The sequence below is a fragment of the Marinifilum sp. D714 genome (assembly GCF_030851345.1).
Classification (GTDB): Bacteria; Bacteroidota; Bacteroidia; order Bacteroidales; family Marinifilaceae; genus Marinifilum.
Genome location: NZ_JALPNU010000021.1, coordinates 43,683 through 64,143 on the forward strand (window position 1 = coordinate 43,683; position 20,461 = coordinate 64,143).

Below are 20,461 nucleotides of genomic sequence, written 5' to 3' on the forward strand. Positions count from 1 at the left end.
ACAGATGAAAAAAAATATAATAGGTCTGGCTTGTGCATTACTATTTGTATTAGCGGGCTGTAGCGAAGATTTCCTGGAGCGTTCACCTAGCGATCAGGTATCATCAACAAACTTCTTTACGCAAGAGAAAGATTTGGTTTATGCGGTGAATGCGGTTTATGCATCAATAGGCTTTAACAGCTGGGAAACAACTTATGGATACTCGACAGATTTGTTGCGCATTGAAAACTTAACCGATAATGCTCTGGATCATCATTCATGGAATGCCGGATATCGTCTGGCAGACGGAACTGCTTCGGCATACGATTGGTATGTGGAACATCGTTGGAGAGAGCGATACAGAGGAATTCAAAGAGCGAATAGAATATTTGAAGGTGCTGATGGTGTAACGGACATAAATGCTGAGAAAAAGGCACGATTATTAGCAGAAGCAAAATTTCTTAGAGCCTATTTCTATTTTGATTTGGTTTATCTATTTGGTGATGTACCATTTATAACAAATAGTGTAACCCCTGATGAAGCTGCTGAAAGTACAAGAACAGCAAAGCAAACAATTCTTGATGCGATGGTTACTGATCTTACTGCAGCCGCAACAGATTTACCGACCTCTTATTCCAGCGATAATCTTGGTCGGGCAACCAAAGGTGCTGCATTATCATTAAAAGCCCGCATCTTGCTTTACCAGGAAAAATGGGGAGAAGCAGCCGCTGCTGCCAAAGAAGTTATGGATTTGACTGTTTATACCATATATCCTAGTTATCAGGAAATGTTTACCTATGAAGGGATTAATAATTCAGAGGTGATTTTCGACTTGCAGGAAATGCACGAGAAGCAATGGAATTTCACTTTGCAGAATTATGGGCCTAACTCTGTAGGAGGTTGGAGTAGTGGTTGTCCTTTGCAATCATTGGTTGATACTTATGAATGTACTGATGGTAAAACCATTGATGTATCCCCATTATTCGATGCAAACAATCCATACGCAAACCGTGATCCTCGTTTGACTCATTCCATTCTTTACCCTGGTCATGACTGGCGTGGTGGTGTTTTCAATTCCATTCCGGGAGCAACTTATCCTGGAAAAGAAATTATTGCAGGCGATGATTTGACCGATGGAACAGGAGGACAATGGAACAAGACAGCAACAGGCTACAACTGGCTGAAATACATCTCTGAAGATGATATTGACAATGGTGATTATTGGAATGGAGCCATACATTTTATTTTGATTCGATATGCGGAAGTATTATTAACCTATGCTGAAGCGAAAATAGAGAATGATGATATCGATCAGTCAGTTTATGATGCAATCAACGAAGTGCGTCAGCGCCCTGATGTAAATATGCCTTTGATTACAACTGGTAAATCCAAAGAAGAACTTCGTACAATTGTGCGTCGTGAGCGCAGAGTAGAGTTAGCTTTTGAAGGTTTGCGCCTTTTGGATATTCGTAGATGGAAAATCGCTGAAAATGTAATGCCGGGAGTACCAAATGGACTTACATACACCGATCCAAACTCAGGGGAAGAGGTGACCCTTTCATGGGGAGAACGCACCTTTAACCCCAATAAACACTATCTGTGGCCTATTCCACAAGCCGAAATAGATATTTCACATTTAGAACAAAACCCTGGATGGTAAAACCATTTATTCCCGGAGGAATTCCTCCGGGAATGTTTAAACAAATACTTAGCCCTAAAATGATTGAGAGAATAGAACTGGTTTTTAACAAGTAAAGAGTGTGACTTGGGAATTATAGAATATGATTCCAAGTCATGAAATGTAAAGCTGATATGAAACGTACAGGAGAAAATAACTCACTTATGAGGATGATTATTTATAAATGGTAAGTTTCATATGGCAACTGTAGACAAATTATAATCAAATGAAAAGAACAATTGTAGCAATGGTCTTCTGGTGCCTCATTCAAAATGCAATGGGGCAGGAAAAGGTCTTTCCGGGGGCTGATGAACAAACTCCATCAAAGGCCCAGTATTTTTCCTGGATCAACAATACCAACGAGGGAGCAACTGAAGAGCATACCTTAATTAATCTGGAATTTTTCCAATGGCTTCAGGATGAGTATGGGATGATTTTGGATATTTATGCTTTTGATGCAGGAGCCATTGATGGAAAACGCTTTTATGGAAGCATCTATTCAGACCGCTTTAAAGAGCAGTTTCCCAATGGATTTGACCCTATGTATAAAAAGGCGAAGGCCATGGGAACCCGACTGGGAGTGTGGGGAGGACCCGATGGTTTTGGAGAGAGTGAAGAGGAAAAACAGGCACGTATCAATCAGATGGTAAGACTTTGTAAAGATTATGAATTTGCCCTCTTTAAATTTGATGCGGTATGTGGGCCATTGCGTCCTGAAAAAGAAGGTGCATTTATAAAGATGATGCAGGAGTGTCGCACTTACAGTCCCGACTTGATTCTTTTGAATCACCGATTGGGATTGAACAAAGGAAAACCATATGCAACAACCTTTTTATGGGGAGGACAGGAAACTTATATTGATGTGTTTACATCCAATACCACCACAGCTCCTCACCACAGGGCAGGAGCATTGGAAAGAGGATTGGTTCCAGGTTTGAAAAGATTGACTGAGGATCATGGGGTTTGTATTTCCTCCTGTCTGGATTATTGGGATGACGATTTGATTCTTCAGGCTTTTAATCGTAGTATGATATTGGCGCCGGAGATTTATGGCAACCCATGGTTGTTGAAAGATGAGGAATTTGCGAAGCTGGCAAGAATTTACAATCTGCATCGCAAGTATGGTGAAATTCTGGTTCATGGAATGGTATTGCCTGAAGAGAAGTATGGAAAATCTGCAGTGTCAAGGGGTGATAAGGTTACAAGGTTGCTTACCTTAAGAAATTTGACTTGGGAGCCTATTATTTACAAGATACAATTAGATCAGGAGATTGGATTGAATGTAGAAAGCAAAATTGAAGTACGCCAGTTCCATCCTACAGAAAAAATATTAGGCTCTTATCAGGCTGGGAGTGAAGTTGAAGTTAAGGTTGATCCATTTCGCTCATGCTTAATTTTGGCAACAGCCAAACCATGTAATGAACCTGGAGTAATAGGTGCTGAGTATGAGGTGGTACGAAATATTCCTGGAAAATCGACTCTTATCAAACTATTGGGAATGCCTGGGACCAATTCGAAAATTCAGCTTGTGAATGCTGAGAATTACAGTACAGCAACTCTTAATGGAAAATCAGTTTCCCCATTACTCAAAGGAAAGTCGCTTAAGCTTAAATTTGAGGGAGAAGCCTTGAAGCAGGAAGCTCACCGAAAATTGGCTGATTTAGCAGAGGTTGATATTCCACAGGACGCACAAGCACTTTACGAGGCAACCTGTTATGCGGCCGACAACAATGCACTGGAGGTTCGATCACTGGAGAGATCAGGAGCAAGCAATATCCTTCAGGTTCAAAAGGCTCGAGATGCTTTCTTTAATCAATCCGTTTTTGTAGAAAGAGGAGTGTGGGATAAGAACCTGTTTGATGGCGATAACGAGACAGGGTTTTGGCCTAGCAGAAAATACAATATCGACCAGAAAGTGGAAGGAGGATGTTTTCGTCTTGATTTGGGTGAAATTACTGATGTCGGCCAGTTAATTATTAGGGTTCCCGATGATTTTTCGCTGCAACCATTATTGAAAGATGAAGGAAATTACGCTGAAGTTTCTACTGATCTGAAAAGCTGGAAGACGATTACTTACTATGCAGGGGAAGAAATGAGAATTGATATCAACGGATCGGTTCGCTACATCAGATTGTGGGAGCAGCCAGGACGAATTGTGGAAGTTGAAGCCTGGAAGGATGGACAGATGTTGGATAGAAGCAAATGGAGCGCATCCAATCTGTTTGCACATACAAACAGGAAAAAAGCCCAAAAGGCATGGAGTGCAAAATTCAATCTGGATGAAATTCCTGAGGGGAGCTACTTGTCAATTGCTATTGAAGGGAAGCATGGAACAGAAGGGGCCTATGCTGCTGCAAAAATAGATGGTAAACTGGTGGGATGTCCCGATAGAAGCGTTTCTTTTCCATCCAATACATGGGAATTTGTAAACGCTAAAAGAGATAGCAATTACACCTATTACCTTCCATTAAATAAAAGCATGAAAGGAAAAGAGATTGAAGTGTTTGTTATCGGCTTCGACAAGGAAAATCTCGATTTCAAACCGGAAGTATGGATTTCTGCCTACCCAACACCATATCAAAATCAAATCTTAGAACTAACCAAATAAACGTGAATCATGACTAAAAAAATAATTTGCTTTTTTAGCCTTTGCCTGTGCATAAGTGCGGTATTTGCAAAGGACTATCAATTGCAATCGCCAGATAAGAAAACAAGCATACGGATTCAAACGGGAGAGGACTTAACTTTTTCAGTGCAATACAGGAAAATTCCTCTGCTTAATCCTACGGTAATTGCTCTCGAATTGGAGGGGATCATCCTGGGCAAAGAGCCGAAAGTAATCCAAAAGAACACCAATTCCCTAAACAGAGAGATTAAGCCGGAAGTATGTGAAAAGAGTGAACTGATTCAGGAAAATTTCAACGAACTGAAACTGACTTTCGAAAAAGGATTTGATGTGGTTTTCAGGGCTTACAACAATGGTGTTGCCTATCGATTTGGCACTCACTTGCCGGGTGAAATAACTGTGAAATCAGAAAAGGGAAATTTTAATTTTCCGGAAAACAATTTGGTGTACTGGCCAAAGGAAAGAAGCTTCCATTCCAACAATCAGGTCTATTATGAATTTACTTCTCTGGGAGAGCTATCCTTAAAGGATCTGGGCAGTTTGCCGGTATTAATGGATACAGGAAAAGGTGTGAAGCTTGTGATTGGGGAAACTGATCTGGAAGATTATCCGGGAATGTGGTTCAATGGAGCAGAAGGGAATACTCTGGTTTCTACTTTTCCTGCTTACCCAAATAAAACAGAACAGGTGGGCGATAGAGATGTATTCGTTAGGGATAGAAAGGATTACATAGCCAAAACCAAGGGAAGCAGAACATTTCCTTGGCGCTACGTTGCCATAGCTGAAAAAGATGGAGATTTAATAACCAATCAACTTTCCTGGTTGCTGGCTGATCCTTGCGAAATTAAAGATCCTTCCTGGATTAAACCTGGAAAAGTGGCCTGGGATTGGTGGAATGCCAATAATGTGTATGGCGTTGATTTTCGTGCCGGAATTAATACCGAAACCTACAAGTATTATATCGATTTTGCTGCTGATTATGGCTTGGAATACATCATTCTGGATGAAGGTTGGTATGAGCTGGGAAATTTACTAAAGATCGTTCCTGAAATGGATATGGAGGAACTTACCAGCTATGCAAAAAAGAAAGGAGTAGGACTCATTCTTTGGGTGGTATGGAAAACATTAGACGACCAGTTGGAGCCTGCCTTGGATCAGTTCCAAAAATGGGGAATCAAAGGCATCAAGGTGGATTTTATGGATAAGGATGACCAATGGATGGTAAACTACTATCACAAGATTGCCAAAGAATCGGCAAAGAGAGAGATTCTCGTGGATTTCCACGGTTCATACAAGCCAGCAGGTTTGAGAAGAAAATACCCGAATGTGCTTACCCGCGAAGGAGTAAATGGAGGAGAGCAGTACAAATGGAGCCTTAGACAAACTCCCGAGCATAACCTGATTACCCCTTTTTCACGAATGGTGGCTGGCCCAATGGATTATACGCCAGGAGCAATGAACAATGCTCAAAAGAAAAATTACAAACCAATATTCGATCGTCCTATGAGCATGGGAACACGTTGCCACCAGTTGGCCATGTATGTTGCTTACGAGAGTCCATTGCAAATGCTTTGTGATAATCCATCAAATTACCGAAAAGAACCAGAGTGCATGAAGTTTTTGTCCGCTGTACCTGCAGTTTGGGATGAAACCAAAGTATTGGATGCAAAAATATCCGACTACCTGCTTCTTGCCAGAAGAAAAGGAAAAGAGTGGTATTTGGGTGCCATGACCGATTGGGATGCACGTATACTGCAATTTGATCTTTCTTTCTTACCAAAGGGAAAAAAATACAAAATGACCATTTATCAGGACGGGATCAATGCAGACAGAAATGCCACAGATTTTAAAATGAAAGAAATTATTGTAGACAATACTTTTCAATATGAGTTGAAAATGGCTCCCGGTGGAGGAATGGCTGCCATGATTCAGCCGCTTTAATTGATAAAATAAAAAACTCACAATGCCTACTTCATGGATGAATCATAAATTTTCATTTGAGGTTTTAAACAACGCTCGCTTGTAAGAATAATTGTTTAATTAAGGAGGTGCAGGAATGTACCTCCCTTTGCCATTAAAGGGAATTACAATCTAGTTAATCTTTATCACTTGATGATCTAAAATGTTTAATGAGAATTCAATTTAAAGTTTGTAGGATTTAAAAGTTGGTTGTGTTATTGTCAGTTGTTAAGGGGTTTATGTAGAAAAAATATTAATGACATTTCATTAATCGAAAGAAATAGTTTTGTTTCTAAATTATATTGTTAATTTTATAGGTGACTACTATAAAATTGAATCTTATGGCAAAAAAGAGGAAAAAAGCAAAACCCCAGGTTAAAAGGAAGCAAAACAACTCACCTTATCAGAATAGCCTACTCAGAAAGAAATATTTAAAAATTATTGAGGCAGTTTGCGAAAAAATGAATTGTGCCGATTCATTCAAGTTGCTCAGCAAGGAAGAAAAAATAAGAGCTTTTGGATGTTCAGTTTTTGTTCTAAAATTAAAAACCAATAAGAAACAGCACTATACATCGGATTGTATAAAGTTCTTTGATGACTTTGTAAACGATTTCTTCTCAAATCCAATGAATTGTGTGTGGAAAAGCAAAGTAATTGAACTTACAAATTATGAACTTCTTGTGGCAAATTATTTTATTACCTCATTTAATAAGGATTACCCCGAACGCTATGAATTTTTAATGGATGCCTTTCAGCCCATGGTAGAATACATCGGTGATTTTGAAAGTCATTTTGGAAAGATGATTCAACACTATGCTTTTGTAGCCAATGCCACCAATATCTTCGACTATAATGTGTACATTTTAAAATTGAATGTAAAGGTTAAAGAATATCCCACGCTGAGAATGAATTGGGAATCATCTTTAGAAAGTATTGCTCCAAGAGAAAGTTCCTATGAGGAAGAGGGAAGGAATAGAGCTGTTTTTCAACTCGGATACGTAAACAATGGTTTTGAAATGAATTGGACTTTTGTACGAACCAAAGATTTGAAAGGCTTGTACAAGGGCAAAAAGAAATACCTTCCAGTGTGTATTCAACGACATGCCTACCATAGAATTTTAAGCAGGCTTAAACCTTTATTCGATACCGAAGTGGTTTGGGCTATGAATTACAACCTGAGACATGATTTACACATTGAATTTTACAATGGACGCATTTTAATTCCTTTTTACTATTTCGAAACCAAGTGTGGATATTTTTTTGCCACTATAAATAAGAATCGACTTATTATTAAAACCTTCCTGTTTTTAACTCACCATTCAACACCCGAGGGCGATAAATTGGGGGAACTATCCGGACTTAGTAAGGAAGAAATTTCCTATTGGAAAATAGATACCCTACAAAATTTTATTGATACCAATTTAAGAGAGAATGAGCAGATGATAGAATTATTTGAAAAAGCTGACTTAAGTCATTTATTCGATATGCAGATTAACCACGGACATGAATCAGATGGGAAGGATTACAACTGGAATGCCTTATCACAATACATCAAACGTGGCAAAACCGAAATGTTCGACGAAGGGACTGAAGAGGTTAGGGAGCTTTTGGTAGAAGATGCGAATGAGATAGAATAAATTCTGTTCTATTGATTTCTCTCAACCTTTCGGATTCATTCGAATGTAATATCAGGCTGGTGGGTTTGCAGAATGATTTCAATTATCTTCCAAAATTTCATTAATCTATATTAGACAGAGACGCAAGGCCTTGTGTCTGTACAAGATAAATTCCCAAATAAATACCGCATAGCCAGCGCCCGATTGAAGGATTGGGATTATGGTTGCAATGCCATTTATTTTGTGACCATTTGCACCCATAAACGGGAACATTACTTTGGTGAAATCATCGATGGCAAAATGCAATTGAATGCGATAAAGGAAATGGTGCAGAAAGAATGGATAAAAACACCCGAATTAAGGCCAGATATGAATTTGGAATTGGGCGAATTTGTGGTAATGCCCAATCATTTTCATGCCATCATCACCATCGGCAAAAACAAATACAATACACGTATAGACGCGATGCCTCGCGTCTATACGTTTGATCAAACCAAAAATAACAAAGACGCCAGGCATGGCGTCTCTACCTTTGGGGCGCAATCGAAAAATTTGGCATCCATTATTCGTGGGTTCAAATCATCGGTAACGGTAATGGCTCGCAAAACAAATCCCAAATTCGCATGGCAATCCCGATTTCACGATCACATCATCCGCGATTTTGATTCCTACCACCGAATAGAACAATACATCCAGAATAATCCTGCCAGATGGAAAGAGGATGAATATACATCACCATGATTAGACTGGTGGTTTTACGGATGATTGTCATAAAAACGCTGAATTGTTAGTGTTTATGCGTGTTTTAAATTGATCTTATTGCAAAAAAAATGGCTTCATCCGCCAGAGTTCGGACTCGTCAAAAAAATAAATGACCTGTTCCGCGAGCGGACGGGCTTCCCAAAAAGTTTTTTGAGTAGTTCCGCCAACGGACGAGCTTCTCAAAAAAATAAACGATCACTTCCGCCAGCGTGCGGGCTTGTCAAAAAAATAAATAACCTGTTCCGCGAGCGGACGAGCTTCCCAAAAAAATTTTTGAGTAGTTCCGCCAGCGGACGAACCTCCCAAAAAAATAAATGATTCGATCCGCCAGCGTACGGGCCTTCCAAAAAGTAAAAATTGTTGTTTCTAAAATATAGGGATGTCTTCTGGGCGTATGACATTAGCATCCATTTGTTCATGCATGCCCTTTTTAAAAAAAGCTATGGAATTGGTCTGTTTTGGCAATATGCCTGAGAAATTGCAGAATTATCAAATACTGACAATAATAAAATTTTTTATTTGTGATATTGCAGGGTAATGTGCTTGGTAATTCTGGCAAATGCGGAGTGATCAAATGTTTAATGTGATGATGTGAGGTGTGAAAAATGAATAAAAACTTTGTGTGTTTTACAGAATAATATAAATTTATATTCGTTAAGATGATGTTGTTGGTTCATCAATAAAAATCTTTTCGTATGATAATAAAATTAATTTTTAGCATGCTGCGCTTAAATGAGTTTTTAAGTTATTGCGGCGAAATCATTGCCTTTCTAAAAGCAATGGATAAGGAAGGTTTACAAATCAATACCATTATTGATGGTTTTGACTCTAACTATGAAAAAGCAATTGAGGTTGCCAATCGTAATCGGTCCAGTAAGTATACCGAGTTGTTGAAAGAGAAGGATCATCGCAGAGATGAATCTTATATTGCCTTTCGCAACATGATTGAGGCCTGCACGCATCGCAAATCAGCTGAGATAGCCGAAATCGCGGAAAACCTGTGTGTACTGCTTCGCTCACACGACTGGTCTTTACAGCGATTGGGCAGGGCAGAGCAATCGGCTAAATTGGCAAGTTTGGCAAAAGAGTTATCGTCAGCCGAAAATACCCAAGCGCTTGCAAGCTTATCTGCAACAGAGTGGTATCAGGATTTACTTGATGATAATGCAGCCTTTTTACAATTGCAGGAAGACAAAACCAAAGCCCAGGCTGCTGAAGAGGATTACGACTCTTTAGAAGTGTACAAGGAGCTACAGGTTACATGTGAGCAATTGTTTGAAAGCATTGAGGTGTTGAATCGTATTGCTCCAAACGAAAAGTACACGAAAATGATCAATTTCATTAACGATTGTACACAGCGTTATCAGGCCATAGCGAAAACTCGCTCAACCAAAAATGAAAAAGCAAAAGAAGTAAGTGAAGAAACCGAAGAACAAGAGGCATAAATAAAAAAAGCAGAGGCTCCACAAATTCTCGAGTTAAACCGACGAAAGTTTTAAAAGGGAATTAAGGGCCTCAGCTTACCAACAAAAATAAGAGCATTTTGTTAGTATTTATCTATCCTCGAAAACTTTTATACCAACAACATTTTATAACGGGTTAATCCTCCTTTTTTAAGGGGGATTTTTTTGTGGGATCATCTTCTCAGCCTGATCATTTGTATGCGGAGGAGCTCCAATTAGGGTAGAGGTATAGGCTTTTAATAAAAAAGCCCCCAAATTGGAGGCTTTCTAAATGATATATTTGGATTGGTTTATTTACCGATACAAAAGTTTTTGAATATATTTCCCAGAACTTCATCTGTTGAGATGTCACCAGTGATTTCACCAAGGAAATGAAGGCATTCACGGATGTCTTGTGCCAGGAAGTCGGTTGGGATCTGTGTTTGCAGTCCGTCATTTACACGATCGATGCTGCCCAAGGCGTTTTTAAGGGCTTCAAAGTGGCGAATGTTGGTTACAATCACATCCTGCTCGTTTACCTTGCTCATGTTCACCGATTTTAGCAGTTCGGCGGTAAGCGCATCGATATTTTGCTTCTGCTTGGCTGAAATGAACAACAATTTGTCTTCGGTTTGCATGCCAATTAAGTTTTTGGCAATCTCCTGAGGGTTTTCAATCAAATCAATCTTGTTAATACAAACCACAAGGTGCTGGGAATCGCGATCAATGGTTTTGTTCACGCTGGCAAGCGATTCGTTAATGCGATCCATATCGCGGTCGGCATCAACCAATAGCATTACAATTTGTGCCTGCTTCATTTTGCTGTAGGTACGCTCAATCCCCATGCTCTCGATACGATCCTTGGTAGTTCTGATACCCGCTGTATCGATAAAACGGAAGGTAATTCCGCCCAAATTGATGGTGTCTTCAATCACATCGCGGGTTGTCCCCTCAATATCCGATACAATGGCTCTGTCTTCGTTCAAAAGGGCATTCAGCAGGGTAGATTTCCCAACATTGGTATTTCCTACAATGGCTACAGGAACTCCATTCTTAATCACATTCCCCAGCTCGAAGGAATCCACCAATTTCTGAATCAGGCTTTGAATTTCGTTTACCAGATTGGTCAATTGTGTTCTGTCGGCAAATTCAACATCTTCCTCGCTAAAATCAAGCTCCAGCTCAATTAAAGAGATGAAATTGAGCAATCGCTCACGCAAACCGGCAATCTCGCTCGAAAAGCCACCACGCATTTGCTGTAAGGCCACTTTATGGGCAGCAGCAGAGTTGGAAGCAATTAAATCGGCAACCGCCTCGGCCTGCGAAAGGTCCATTTTACCGTTTAGAAAGGCACGCTGGGTAAACTCACCCGGATTGGCTGTACGAGCTCCATTCTTGATTAAAGTCTGCAAAATGCGGTGCTGAATAAAAGGTGCACCATGACAAGCGATTTCAACCGAATTTTCGCCGGTGTAAGAGTGTGGAGCTTTGAACAGGCTTACCAGCACTTCATCAATCACCTCACCTTCATCCTGAATGGTTCCAAAATGTACGGTGTTGGCTTTTTGTTCACTTATTTTTTTGCTTTTAACAGGCGTAAAAACTTTCTCGCAAATGTCGAGAGCATGTTCTCCCGAAAGGCGCACAATGGCAATGGCTCCATTACCCGGAGCAGTTGATATTGCGCATATGGTAGATTGATCGATCATAAACAAATCATTTAAATATTGAATACAGGCCATATTGCCCGTTCCAGATTTAGAATCAACAAAGATAGTTGAGAATTATGAATTATAAATGCTGAATGATGAATTATCAATTGTGAATTTTAAAAATGGGATTTGGGATCTTGGGTTTTGAGATTTGATTTTCAAATATCCCTACATTTTGGTATTGCTAAAGCATCATATTTTCGATTGATTTGTGTAATTAATCTAAATAAGAACAGTATGATATACAACAGAACGTCTAATGGCTGTTTATTTAAATGTGATTCCTGCCAGTCTATTCATATGGAATTCAATAATATGAACATCAATTTTTCGACCAAGGATAAATATTATCAGTTTGCGGAATATCTTCACGATATTAATATTGCGGCGGTGGTAAAGCAGAATGCTCATTCCCCTTATCAAAGAAAAATTATAATTCCCATTGGGGGCGGTAGCTGTAATTTCATGTTGCATCCTGGTGAATTAGAGGATTTAAAAAGACTTTGTTTATTGCATCTCGATACAAATATCCTCAACATGTCGAAACTTGAGATCGATTTTAGTCTAAACTAAATAAGTTTCCTACTTTTGCTTCTCATTTATTAAATACCTTAAATTAATGAAGAACATTACAGGACGTTGGTCGTTTAACGAAGATTTTGGCTTTGGTACCGATGAAGGTTTTGCCGAATTTACCCAAGAAGGAAAGAAGATTACAGGAGTAGTAGTTTATACCGAACGAATTGAAGGAGAAACTCCTTTTCGTGTTCAGCAAGATGTAGAAGGTAATTTCGATGGCACCAACTTTAGCGTAACTGGGACAAAAGTGGAGCTTTTGGATTGTGAAAAACAGTTTGAGTATCATTTGGATACCTGGGAAGGAGTCTTGAATTCTCAGAACCAAATTGTGGGTCACAGCTACGATCACCATGAGTGTTATGGTGTTTTTGTGATGAAGCCAATTGAGTAATTAAAGTGAAATTTTTTTTGTAAAAAATCTACGTTTGAAAATCAGGATGTTGTAGCTGAATCTTGCATTTTTAAAGGGATTGGTGAGATTTTTTATCGAAAAGAATTTTGTGGGAAAAGAAAAAAACCTCATATTTGCACCGCAATCAACGAAACGCGGATGTGGCGTAATTGGTAGCCGCGCTAGACTTAGGATCTAGTGCCGAGAGGCGTGGGGGTTCGAGTCCCTTCATCCGCACAGAAAAGGATCAACGAAAGTTGGTCCTTTTTTTATACCCATGATTTTGATGGGATGTTTTAAGCTTCTTTATTTACTGATGAGTGTGTAAGGAAAAAACCTTCAAATTGGTTTTGTAAATACGGCACTAATGCCGTATTTACGAAGAAGTCTTATATTTTAAAAGCAAACTTTTTCGATAACCCTAAATCCCCTAAAAGGGACTTTTGCTTGTACACTTTTTATAGTTTGCTGCTCATTATTAATTGATAATTGTTCATTTCTTATTGTTCCCTGATTAGCTCATTAATCTAAATATCGCGATAGCAAACAAGTAGAATCTTAAAAAGCGGAATAAGCCATAGAACAAGTACTTTTTAAAGCTAAATCTGATAATTCCGGAAGCAATGCTTACAATAGAGAAAGGAATTGGGAGTAATGCCCCTACAATAATTAGAAATCCTCCCCATTTTCGGATGTTTTGGATGTGTTTGCCAATTTTTACTTCAATCCAGTTCTTCAGGCTAGGGATGCGTAGCACCAATCGCCCAATGGCATAGGAAACACAACCGCCCAAATAGGATAGAAGCGCCAATATCGATAGATATACAATAGGGCTAGGAAGGGTTTTAACCCACGCAATGAACAGTTCCGGAGGAATAAGACCCAGAAATGATTCGGAGACAAAGAATACACTTAACAGGCCAATGGTAGGCAAATCCTTAGTTGTTGTATAGAAAAGGTTCTCAAAATCGAGCACATAGTATTCCAGAAAGAACAACAAACCTACAATCAGAAGTAGGGGTAAAATTGCCTTCTTTAAATTCGAAATGATAAAATTATAAAATCCGGTGTATGAATAGTATTGGTGTAAGAGCACAAGTCTTGGTTTACGGCTCTTCTTGCTTGATTGTAATTTCATAAAACAACTATAATTCTCGCAGCAATGCAAGATTTAAAAATTAAACATGAACTACCTAACTCATTGAATGGATGAGCTACAAATGGTAATGGATAAGATAAAATATTGGTTTACAGCTGGGGTGGCGGCGTTGTCAACTGAAAGATTTTGGTATCAGATATCTGACAATCTTGAAAATGCTCCTGTAGAATTAGGTTCGCGAAAAATGTATAATTACATTTCGAAAATTCATCTATATCTTCGCTGTCCATCTCTTCCAGATCGGAAGAAGTATCCTGTGAATCGGAATTATTCTCTACATTATGGGAAAGAGAAGTCTCCTGCTGAATGTCAATTGAATTCAGCATAGTAGCCAGTACCAGTAGTAAACTCACCAGCAAAACAAATATTGGTTTCTCTTTCATTTTCGATAACATGATAGGCAAAAGTATTAAAAATAGACACACAACAAACCTTATTGAAAAGAAAATTATGAAACTTTAACAAGTAGGGAAAACCCCCATACGATTTAGGATTGCACCTGTTTTATTCCTTTGCACACTGCCATACTTTTGTATCAAAACAAAATGCTATGGAGAACAGGAACAAAGATCACAACAGAATATTGATTCTGGCAGATTTCTCAGAAGGAAATCAGGCAGCAGTAGATTTTGCTATGAATTATCTTTCTACAGAGGATTCAAAGATATATTTTATTCAAACCTGGCAAAAACCCTCATACGGTGCATCAATGGTAAGGGATTTGGCTCCTATCTTAAAAGATATTTCTGATCGGGAATTGAAAGCTTTAAAATCAGATACAGTCAAGAATTATCATTTGGATGCTGCAGATATAGAGTTGTTATCGTACGAAGGTGAATTGACTGATTTTTTTAATACCGAAATGTATAAACAGTATTCATGGCAGGTAGTGTTTGCTTTAAATGATTTTTACAACGATTTACAGCGCAATCCGAGGTTTAAAAATATCCTTACTTCGGTAAAACAACCTCTTTATGTGTTACAGAATTGTAAGTCAGCAGGAAGTGTAAAAAATATATGTATTAGCAATTCAAATTCAGAAAATTCTGAAGCAATACTTGGTCCATTACAAAAAATCTGTACGAATCAGAAATGTAATGTTCATGTTGGATTAGACCTAAACGATATTTCGGTTCATGATAAAGCGAAGTTGGTGAAATTGTATTCATCTGCTTGCTACGATGCTACAATTAGGTTTGAGAATCTAACAAAAGACCATAAGCCAGACCTAACCGTAGAGGATTGTATATTATGGATATACAATGAGAAGAAAACAGAATTCGAAGAGAAAAATCTTTTTAGCTATTTCGACAAATGGTTTGTGAAGAGTAAGGGAATAACTGTTGGTAATTTTTAAAGGGGGTGAGGATGAAAACAAATAGATTTAATCGGATATTGGTACCTGTGAGCTTGGCTGTTGAAAGTACTACAGCTTTTAAACAAGCATTGTATTTCAGGAAAAAGTTTGGAGCTGAAATCACTTTGTTGCATGTGGTTCAGAAGATGGGGGGCTTATCTAATGTGTTTCAGCCTAATCTTAAAAACAGCCTTCAGGGAAGAGGGATGGTGCGCTTAATTCGTTTTGCTAAAATGCATTTCAGGGGAAGAATACCAGACGATGTGAATCTTAGAGTGGAAGTGGGCAATCATGTCCAAACAATCAAAAATATAATCGATTCAGAGCCTTTCGATTTGGTCATTCTAAACAGAAGCAATCGAATTGATGGCTTGTCGGAAAGATACAATAGCAATAGTGTGAATCAGATCATACGCGAGTCAAGATGCCCAATTATAAGTGTAAATGATAGATGGACGGGAAGTGGCATAAGAAGCATATTGGTTCCGGTTGATATCTCAAGGAAATCGAGAGATTTGGTGAACTGGTCGATAAAGCTGGGGACAGTATTCAATGCAAAAATCAAATTGCTGGCTGCATTAACGGTTAATATAGAACTTAAAAGAAGCTTGGCATATAAGAAAACCATAATTATGAAGCATCTTATCGAACGTGAAGGGGTACAGTGTTCGGTGGATATTGTGGAGAAGGAGAATCACGCCAGAAACGATGTTTTGATTGAAGGAGCAAGAAAAACATCGGCGGATATCCTATTGGTTCAAGGAACTCAGGAATTAATGTTTAGCAACTCGCCAAGCGAAAAGCTATTGAGTGATTTCTTGCAAAGTTCGAGCAGGCCAATTTTTAGTTTGGCGGTAAAAGACGAAGGATTTGTTTCCAGTTTGTTAATGATGAACAACAAACGGGTAGAACTCACGGATAGAATATCCAATAGAGTATTTAAGTGGTGATTACAAATATACAATTTACAAACCAACCAAGGCAGATCAGAAGAGAAAATCATAATTTATAATTGATTATTAGGGGATATACGAATGATTTTCTTCGGAAAGCTTCCAATAGAATATTGAAATAATGGAACCATAGTTAGTTTTTGGAAGCTTTCCATTCTGATCAGTTGGAAAAAATGTGGCGATTACTGCTAACCAATTATTCATTACAATAAAATATTTAGTAGATTTGATTTAAATGTAACTCTGGATATTATTTTCAATGAATAGAAGGTTTTTTGTAAAGCAAAAGATTGCCCTGATTTTAATTGGTTTTAGTCTTGTGGCTATAGCTGCTATTTTATATGTTTTAGATCGTAGTTCTGATCTGGATAATGAGCATATTGCTTTGGTTGAGAATTCAGAAAAGATAGAAACCAAGGTGTATGATATTCGTATCAAGTATGGCGATTACCAGGAGGATGCAAATTCTGCATTATCCTTCGCTATCGATTCACTATTTACCAAAGTTTATCAGAATATCGAAAACATTCAAAATATTGCTTCCAGAAAGTTTGAATTTAACACAAGCGAGAATAGCAATTTCATGATCGCACTAATGGAAGTAAAGAGCACCATTCTTGATTTTGATTCAATAGTTAGAAATGATCAGGTTCCATCTCAAGATAAAAATCTCAAACAAAGTGTTAGTGCATTTGCCAAAACTTTCGCGGATTATGAGAAAGCCTTGCATCTTTACATTTATCAAACCAATCAAAAGTTTAAGCGAAATATCTTTATCCTACTCGCTTTTATCTTGATCCTTCTTTTAGGTAGTTTGTTTTTGGTGATTCGTTTAATGAATTCTTTAACCAATGCTCATTTGCAATTGGTGCGCAATACTATGACTGTTGAGCAGCGTGAAAGAAAAAGAATCGCAAGGGAACTGCATGATGGATTGGGTGCCTTACTATCAAGCATTGGCTTGTATGGCAAAATGTTGGGCAAAGAGTTAACAGAGAATAAAACTTCTTTGGATAAGGTGCAGCAAATCAATCAGCTGTCTAAGCAAGCGCTTGTTACGGTATCTGAAGTGATTAATAACTTGAATCCTTCTGTTTTAAACAGGTACAATCTTCAGGAATCTTTGCAGCGTTTAGTAGATAAAATCAATAACCTTGATAATGTAGATGTTACTTTGCAGATGGACGAGTTTAAGGGTAAGCCTCTTCAAAGTACACAGGTTGTGATTTACAGAATATGTAGTGAATTGATAAATAACACCTTAAAGCATGCTAAGGCCACCGATATACAAATAAAATTATCCGGAGAAGGTATCTTGGTGCTACGCTACTCTGATAATGGTGTTGGCTTTGATTTTGATAGAATGAAAGCCAAAGATGGAAAAGGCATGGGCTTACAGAATATAATTGAGCGAGTTGAATCCATTAATGGAAGCTATAATGTTCAAACTTCACAGAACAAAGGCTTTAAGATAAAAATTCAATTTACACTGAGTAAATCAAAACAAAAATAGATGGATAAAATAAAAGTAATATTAGTTGACGATCATAAGATATTTAGAGACGGATTTCGTATGCTTTTACAGTCTTTTTCGTTTGTGGAAGTTATTGCTGAAGCATCAAATGGAAATGAGTTTCTTTCATTGATTGAAGATCATTCGGCCGATATTATATTTATGGACATCAATATGCCACAACTAGATGGTGTAGAGGCTAGTCAAAAAGCTCTCGAAAAGTATCCTGATTTAAAAATTATAGCCTTAACCACATTTCTTGATGATGATTACCTGGAACAAATGCTGATGGCTGGGGTAGAAGGTTATATGCTGAAAAGTGCCGAAATAGAAGAGTTTGAAAAGGCAATTGTGAAGGTGTATGAAGGAGGAAATTACTTTTCTGATGAAATTGTAAGTCTCTTGTCGGATAAACTCAATATGCTTCGCAAAAAGAGAAAAAAGAAAGATGATTTGCCTGAATTTACGGATAGAGAAAAAGAGGTATTGGAATTGATTTGCAAAGGATATGGTAACAAGCAAATTGCAGAGGCAACATTTTTAAGTATAAAGACCATAGAGAAGCATAAAAGTAGTTTGTTCCAGAAAACAGGAACCTACAATACGGTTAATTTGGTGATTTATGCATTTAAGCACCAAATCATTAAATTTTAGACTTTACTATGTTTTTTATTTAGAACAATTTTTTGTCTAAATTGTTATTCCTTCAGCTTAGATGCGAAGTAGGGAAAACCCCATTGTACATCGCACTTCTGATTAATATTTTCGCAATATATTTGATTGGTTAACCAGATGCTAACGTCATAGTTTTAGAGATAAAAACCACAGACTGTTAGCATTAAATTTTAGGGAAAGATGATTCAATTTTTAAAAAAGCAAAAATTATTTCATAGGATTAAAGATCCTTTGGTTGAATTCGTTCGATTAGAAGCGTTTAGTGGTATTGTTTTAATGTTTTTTACCGTTATGGCTTTGGTATTGGCCAATTCTGCCATAGGAGAATCTTTTATTGCTTATTGGAGCAATTATTTTGGAGTTCAATTCGGAGACTGGAGTCTAAAAAAGTCTTTCCTTCATTGGATTAATGATGGTTTAATGGCAGTTTTCTTTTTTGTGGTTGGATTAGAAATCAAACGAGAACTATTGACCGGTGGATTATCTTCCATAAAAAAAGCGAGTTTGCCAATTTTTGCAGCCATTGGTGGTATGTTAATTCCAGCATTAATATATGTAAGTTTTAATACACAGGGGTCAGGAACACATGGATGGGGAGTTCCAATGGCAACAGATATAGCGTTTGCGTTAGGTATTCTAATTCTACTGGGTAAACGAATTCCAATTTCGCTTAAATTACTACTTACTTCCATAGCCATTGTAGATGACATTGGCGCAGTAATGGTCATTGCATTATATTATACAAACGAAATAGATTGGATATACCTTTTATATGGTGGAGGAATTTATGCCATACTTTGGACTCTAAACAGTTTAAAAGTAAGAAATATATCAGTTTACTTGATATTTGGAGTATTCCTTTGGTATGTGCTTTTAAAATCGGGTGTGCATGCTACCTTGGCAGGAATTTTATTGGCTCTTACCATACCAGCGCGAGCAAGTAAAAATCTGTTCCAATTTATTGGTTCAAATCAGGAACTTTTGGAGGATTTGGAGACAAAAACATCTAAGCTTTCAAAGAAACCAGATGAGAAATTTATACAATCCTCGGTTAGTTCTATCGAAAGTATCTGTATAAAGGTAATTTCCCCACTGCAAAGATTGGAACATATGCTCCATCCATGGGTAGCCTACTTAATTGTTCCTCTGTTTGCTTTTGCAAATGCTGGGGTAATTATAAATACAGAATTAACCGATAGAATATTTGAACCAATATCCATTGGAATTATTACAGGGCTTTTTGTAGGTAAACCATTGGGAATATTCTTGTTTTCATGGCTTGGAGTTAAAATGAAGCTAGCTCAAAAACCAAATGAAATATGTTGGTCACAGATATTGGGGATTGGTTTCTTGGGAGGAATAGGTTTCACCATGTCATTTTTTGTATCTCAATTGGCATTTACGGATTCTGAAGTTCTGAGCTTAGCCAAATTTGCGGTATTAATTGCATCTCTTTTCTCAGGAATAACAGGATTTTTAATACTGAAACTGTTTTGTAAAAATCAACAATAGTTTTTTCATAAGTTTTCATTGTTTAATTGACAGCCGAAGTTCACACTTCGGCTTTTTTTTGAAAAAAAATATCATCATATAATTTACTTGTTTATCAGACAGTTTAGTGTTGAATAGCCCTAAAACAGGGGAGTGTGGCGATATTTTTTAATCAGAATGTTTTGTAGTAAAGAAAAAATCCACCATATTTGCATCGCAATCAAACGCAACGCGGATGTGGCGTAATTGGTAGCCGCGCTAGACTTAGGATCTAGTGCCTTCGGGCGTGGGGGTTCGAGTCCCTTCATCCGCACTTAAAAAGGATCAACTGGTGTTGATCCTTTTTTTTGTATATATTCTAAAAACACTTTGCTGCTCATTCTGGATCAAGATGAAAACTGGATCAAGTGGAAAAGTTGTGGGGAGTGTATATTTCGGATCAAGTGGAAAAGTTGTGGGGAGTGTATATTTCATGCATAAATTTTTGAAAGTCTAAATAGAAAGAACTCTATTTCCCTCACACCTCTGAAAGCAGTTCTAAAAGCCTTTATTTTAGCATTGAAAGATTC

17 protein-coding genes and 2 tRNA genes are annotated in these 20,461 nt (G+C 37.8%); 15 read left to right on the forward strand and 4 right to left on the reverse strand.

Annotation, left to right across the window (positions count from 1 at the left end; all coding sequences use genetic code 11):
- Positions 1-4 precede the first annotated feature (4 nt).
- The 6 genes from M0051_RS15705 to M0051_RS15730 all read left to right on the forward strand — a co-directional run bounded on the left by M0051_RS15705 (position 5) and on the right by M0051_RS15730 (position 10,065).
- Positions 5-1,639 (forward strand): RagB/SusD family nutrient uptake outer membrane protein, encoded by a 1,635-nt coding sequence (locus M0051_RS15705; RefSeq protein WP_306742463.1) that lies wholly within the window; start codon positions 5-7, stop codon positions 1,637-1,639.
- A gap of 244 nt (positions 1,640-1,883) precedes the next feature.
- On the forward strand, positions 1,884-4,265 hold the full coding sequence (locus M0051_RS15710) for a hypothetical protein (protein ID WP_306742464.1): 2,382 nt from the start codon (positions 1,884-1,886) through the stop codon (positions 4,263-4,265).
- A gap of 9 nt (positions 4,266-4,274) precedes the next feature.
- Positions 4,275-6,224 carry a glycoside hydrolase family 97 protein gene (locus tag M0051_RS15715; RefSeq protein WP_306742465.1) on the forward strand — a complete coding sequence of 650 codons (1,950 nt, stop codon included), beginning with the start codon at positions 4,275-4,277 and terminating at the stop codon, positions 6,222-6,224.
- Positions 6,225-6,583: 359 nt separating this feature from the next.
- Positions 6,584-7,879, forward strand: a complete 1,296-nt coding sequence (locus M0051_RS15720) for a hypothetical protein (protein ID WP_306742466.1) — start codon at positions 6,584-6,586, stop codon at positions 7,877-7,879.
- Between the two features lie 132 nt (positions 7,880-8,011).
- The gene (locus M0051_RS15725) at positions 8,012-8,599 is read left to right on the forward strand and encodes a transposase (protein WP_306742467.1); all 588 of its coding nucleotides are present in this window, start codon (positions 8,012-8,014) and stop codon (positions 8,597-8,599) included.
- 716 nt (positions 8,600-9,315) lie between these two features.
- Positions 9,316-10,065, forward strand: coding sequence for a DUF6261 family protein (locus M0051_RS15730; protein ID WP_306742469.1), 750 nt, complete (start codon positions 9,316-9,318; stop codon positions 10,063-10,065).
- A 308-nt stretch (positions 10,066-10,373) separates the two neighbouring features.
- Here M0051_RS15730 and mnmE read toward each other — a convergent pair whose 3' ends face one another.
- Positions 10,374-11,771, reverse strand: coding sequence for a tRNA uridine-5-carboxymethylaminomethyl(34) synthesis GTPase MnmE (mnmE, locus tag M0051_RS15735; RefSeq protein WP_306742470.1), 1,398 nt, complete (start codon positions 11,769-11,771; stop codon positions 10,374-10,376).
- Positions 11,772-12,011: 240 nt separating this feature from the next.
- Here mnmE and M0051_RS15740 point away from each other — a divergent pair, with 240 nt between their 5' ends.
- From M0051_RS15740 to M0051_RS15750, 3 genes are all read left to right on the forward strand, one after another.
- Positions 12,012-12,347 carry a DUF6686 family protein gene (locus M0051_RS15740; protein WP_306742471.1) on the forward strand — a complete coding sequence of 112 codons (336 nt, stop codon included), beginning with the start codon at positions 12,012-12,014 and terminating at the stop codon, positions 12,345-12,347.
- Between the two features lie 46 nt (positions 12,348-12,393).
- Positions 12,394-12,744 (forward strand): hypothetical protein, encoded by a 351-nt coding sequence (locus M0051_RS15745; RefSeq protein ID WP_306742472.1) that lies wholly within the window; start codon positions 12,394-12,396, stop codon positions 12,742-12,744.
- 155 nt (positions 12,745-12,899) lie between these two features.
- Positions 12,900-12,981: transfer RNA gene (locus M0051_RS15750), tRNA-Leu, on the forward strand.
- 277 nt (positions 12,982-13,258) lie between these two features.
- On the opposite strand, the gene M0051_RS15755 is transcribed toward M0051_RS15750, so the two are convergent.
- Together M0051_RS15755 and M0051_RS15760 are read right to left on the reverse strand one after the other, a co-directional pair.
- Complete coding sequence (locus tag M0051_RS15755) at positions 13,259-13,882, reverse strand: YqaA family protein (protein WP_306742473.1); 624 nt, start codon at positions 13,880-13,882, stop codon at positions 13,259-13,261.
- A gap of 110 nt (positions 13,883-13,992) precedes the next feature.
- A complete protein-coding gene (locus tag M0051_RS15760; RefSeq protein WP_306742474.1) occupies positions 13,993-14,298 on the reverse strand; it encodes a hypothetical protein in 306 nt (101 codons plus the stop codon).
- A gap of 155 nt (positions 14,299-14,453) precedes the next feature.
- On the opposite strand from M0051_RS15760, the gene M0051_RS15765 reads away from it, so the two are divergent.
- Both M0051_RS15765 and M0051_RS15770 read left to right on the forward strand, forming a co-directional pair.
- The gene (locus tag M0051_RS15765; RefSeq protein WP_306742475.1) at positions 14,454-15,260 is read left to right on the forward strand and encodes a hypothetical protein; all 807 of its coding nucleotides are present in this window, start codon (positions 14,454-14,456) and stop codon (positions 15,258-15,260) included.
- Between the two features lie 11 nt (positions 15,261-15,271).
- A complete protein-coding gene (locus M0051_RS15770) occupies positions 15,272-16,210 on the forward strand; it encodes a universal stress protein (protein ID WP_306742476.1) in 939 nt (312 codons plus the stop codon).
- A gap of 69 nt (positions 16,211-16,279) precedes the next feature.
- On the opposite strand, the gene M0051_RS15775 is transcribed toward M0051_RS15770, so the two are convergent.
- Positions 16,280-16,417, reverse strand: a complete 138-nt coding sequence (locus tag M0051_RS15775) for a hypothetical protein (RefSeq protein ID WP_306742477.1) — start codon at positions 16,415-16,417, stop codon at positions 16,280-16,282.
- A gap of 55 nt (positions 16,418-16,472) precedes the next feature.
- Here M0051_RS15775 and M0051_RS15780 point away from each other — a divergent pair, with 55 nt between their 5' ends.
- From M0051_RS15780 to M0051_RS15795, 4 genes are all read left to right on the forward strand, one after another.
- Positions 16,473-17,726, forward strand: coding sequence for a sensor histidine kinase (locus M0051_RS15780; RefSeq protein ID WP_306742478.1), 1,254 nt, complete (start codon positions 16,473-16,475; stop codon positions 17,724-17,726).
- Positions 17,727-18,380, forward strand: coding sequence for a response regulator transcription factor (locus tag M0051_RS15785; RefSeq protein WP_306742479.1), 654 nt, complete (start codon positions 17,727-17,729; stop codon positions 18,378-18,380).
- Positions 18,381-18,581: 201 nt separating this feature from the next.
- Positions 18,582-19,913: a Na+/H+ antiporter NhaA gene (gene nhaA, locus M0051_RS15790; RefSeq protein WP_306742480.1), complete on the forward strand. Its 1,332-nt coding sequence runs from the start codon at positions 18,582-18,584 to the stop codon at positions 19,911-19,913.
- 210 nt (positions 19,914-20,123) lie between these two features.
- Positions 20,124-20,205, forward strand: a tRNA-Leu gene (locus tag M0051_RS15795).
- The last annotated feature ends 256 nt before the right edge of the window (positions 20,206-20,461 follow it).

Coding starts and splice junctions, on each gene's coding strand:
- nhaA (WP_306742480.1), top strand. CDS start 18,582: ATGATTCAATTTTTAAAAAAGCAAAAATTATTTCATAGGATTAAAGAT.
- M0051_RS15765 (WP_306742475.1), top strand. CDS start 14,454: ATGGAGAACAGGAACAAAGATCACAACAGAATATTGATTCTGGCAGAT.
- M0051_RS15770 (WP_306742476.1), top strand. CDS start 15,272: ATGAAAACAAATAGATTTAATCGGATATTGGTACCTGTGAGCTTGGCT.
- M0051_RS15775 (WP_306742477.1), bottom strand. CDS start 16,417: ATGAATAATTGGTTAGCAGTAATCGCCACATTTTTTCCAACTGATCAG.
- M0051_RS15760 (WP_306742474.1), bottom strand. CDS start 14,298: ATGTTATCGAAAATGAAAGAGAAACCAATATTTGTTTTGCTGGTGAGT.
- M0051_RS15715 (WP_306742465.1), top strand. CDS start 4,275: ATGACTAAAAAAATAATTTGCTTTTTTAGCCTTTGCCTGTGCATAAGT.
- M0051_RS15745 (WP_306742472.1), top strand. CDS start 12,394: ATGAAGAACATTACAGGACGTTGGTCGTTTAACGAAGATTTTGGCTTT.
- M0051_RS15785 (WP_306742479.1), top strand. CDS start 17,727: ATGGATAAAATAAAAGTAATATTAGTTGACGATCATAAGATATTTAGA.
- mnmE (WP_306742470.1), bottom strand. CDS start 11,771: ATGATCGATCAATCTACCATATGCGCAATATCAACTGCTCCGGGTAAT.
- M0051_RS15780 (WP_306742478.1), top strand. CDS start 16,473: ATGAATAGAAGGTTTTTTGTAAAGCAAAAGATTGCCCTGATTTTAATT.
- M0051_RS15705 (WP_306742463.1), top strand. CDS start 5: ATGAAAAAAAATATAATAGGTCTGGCTTGTGCATTACTATTTGTATTA.
- M0051_RS15755 (WP_306742473.1), bottom strand. CDS start 13,882: ATGAAATTACAATCAAGCAAGAAGAGCCGTAAACCAAGACTTGTGCTC.
- M0051_RS15730 (WP_306742469.1), top strand. CDS start 9,316: ATGATAATAAAATTAATTTTTAGCATGCTGCGCTTAAATGAGTTTTTA.
- M0051_RS15740 (WP_306742471.1), top strand. CDS start 12,012: ATGATATACAACAGAACGTCTAATGGCTGTTTATTTAAATGTGATTCC.
- M0051_RS15710 (WP_306742464.1), top strand. CDS start 1,884: ATGAAAAGAACAATTGTAGCAATGGTCTTCTGGTGCCTCATTCAAAAT.
- M0051_RS15720 (WP_306742466.1), top strand. CDS start 6,584: ATGGCAAAAAAGAGGAAAAAAGCAAAACCCCAGGTTAAAAGGAAGCAA.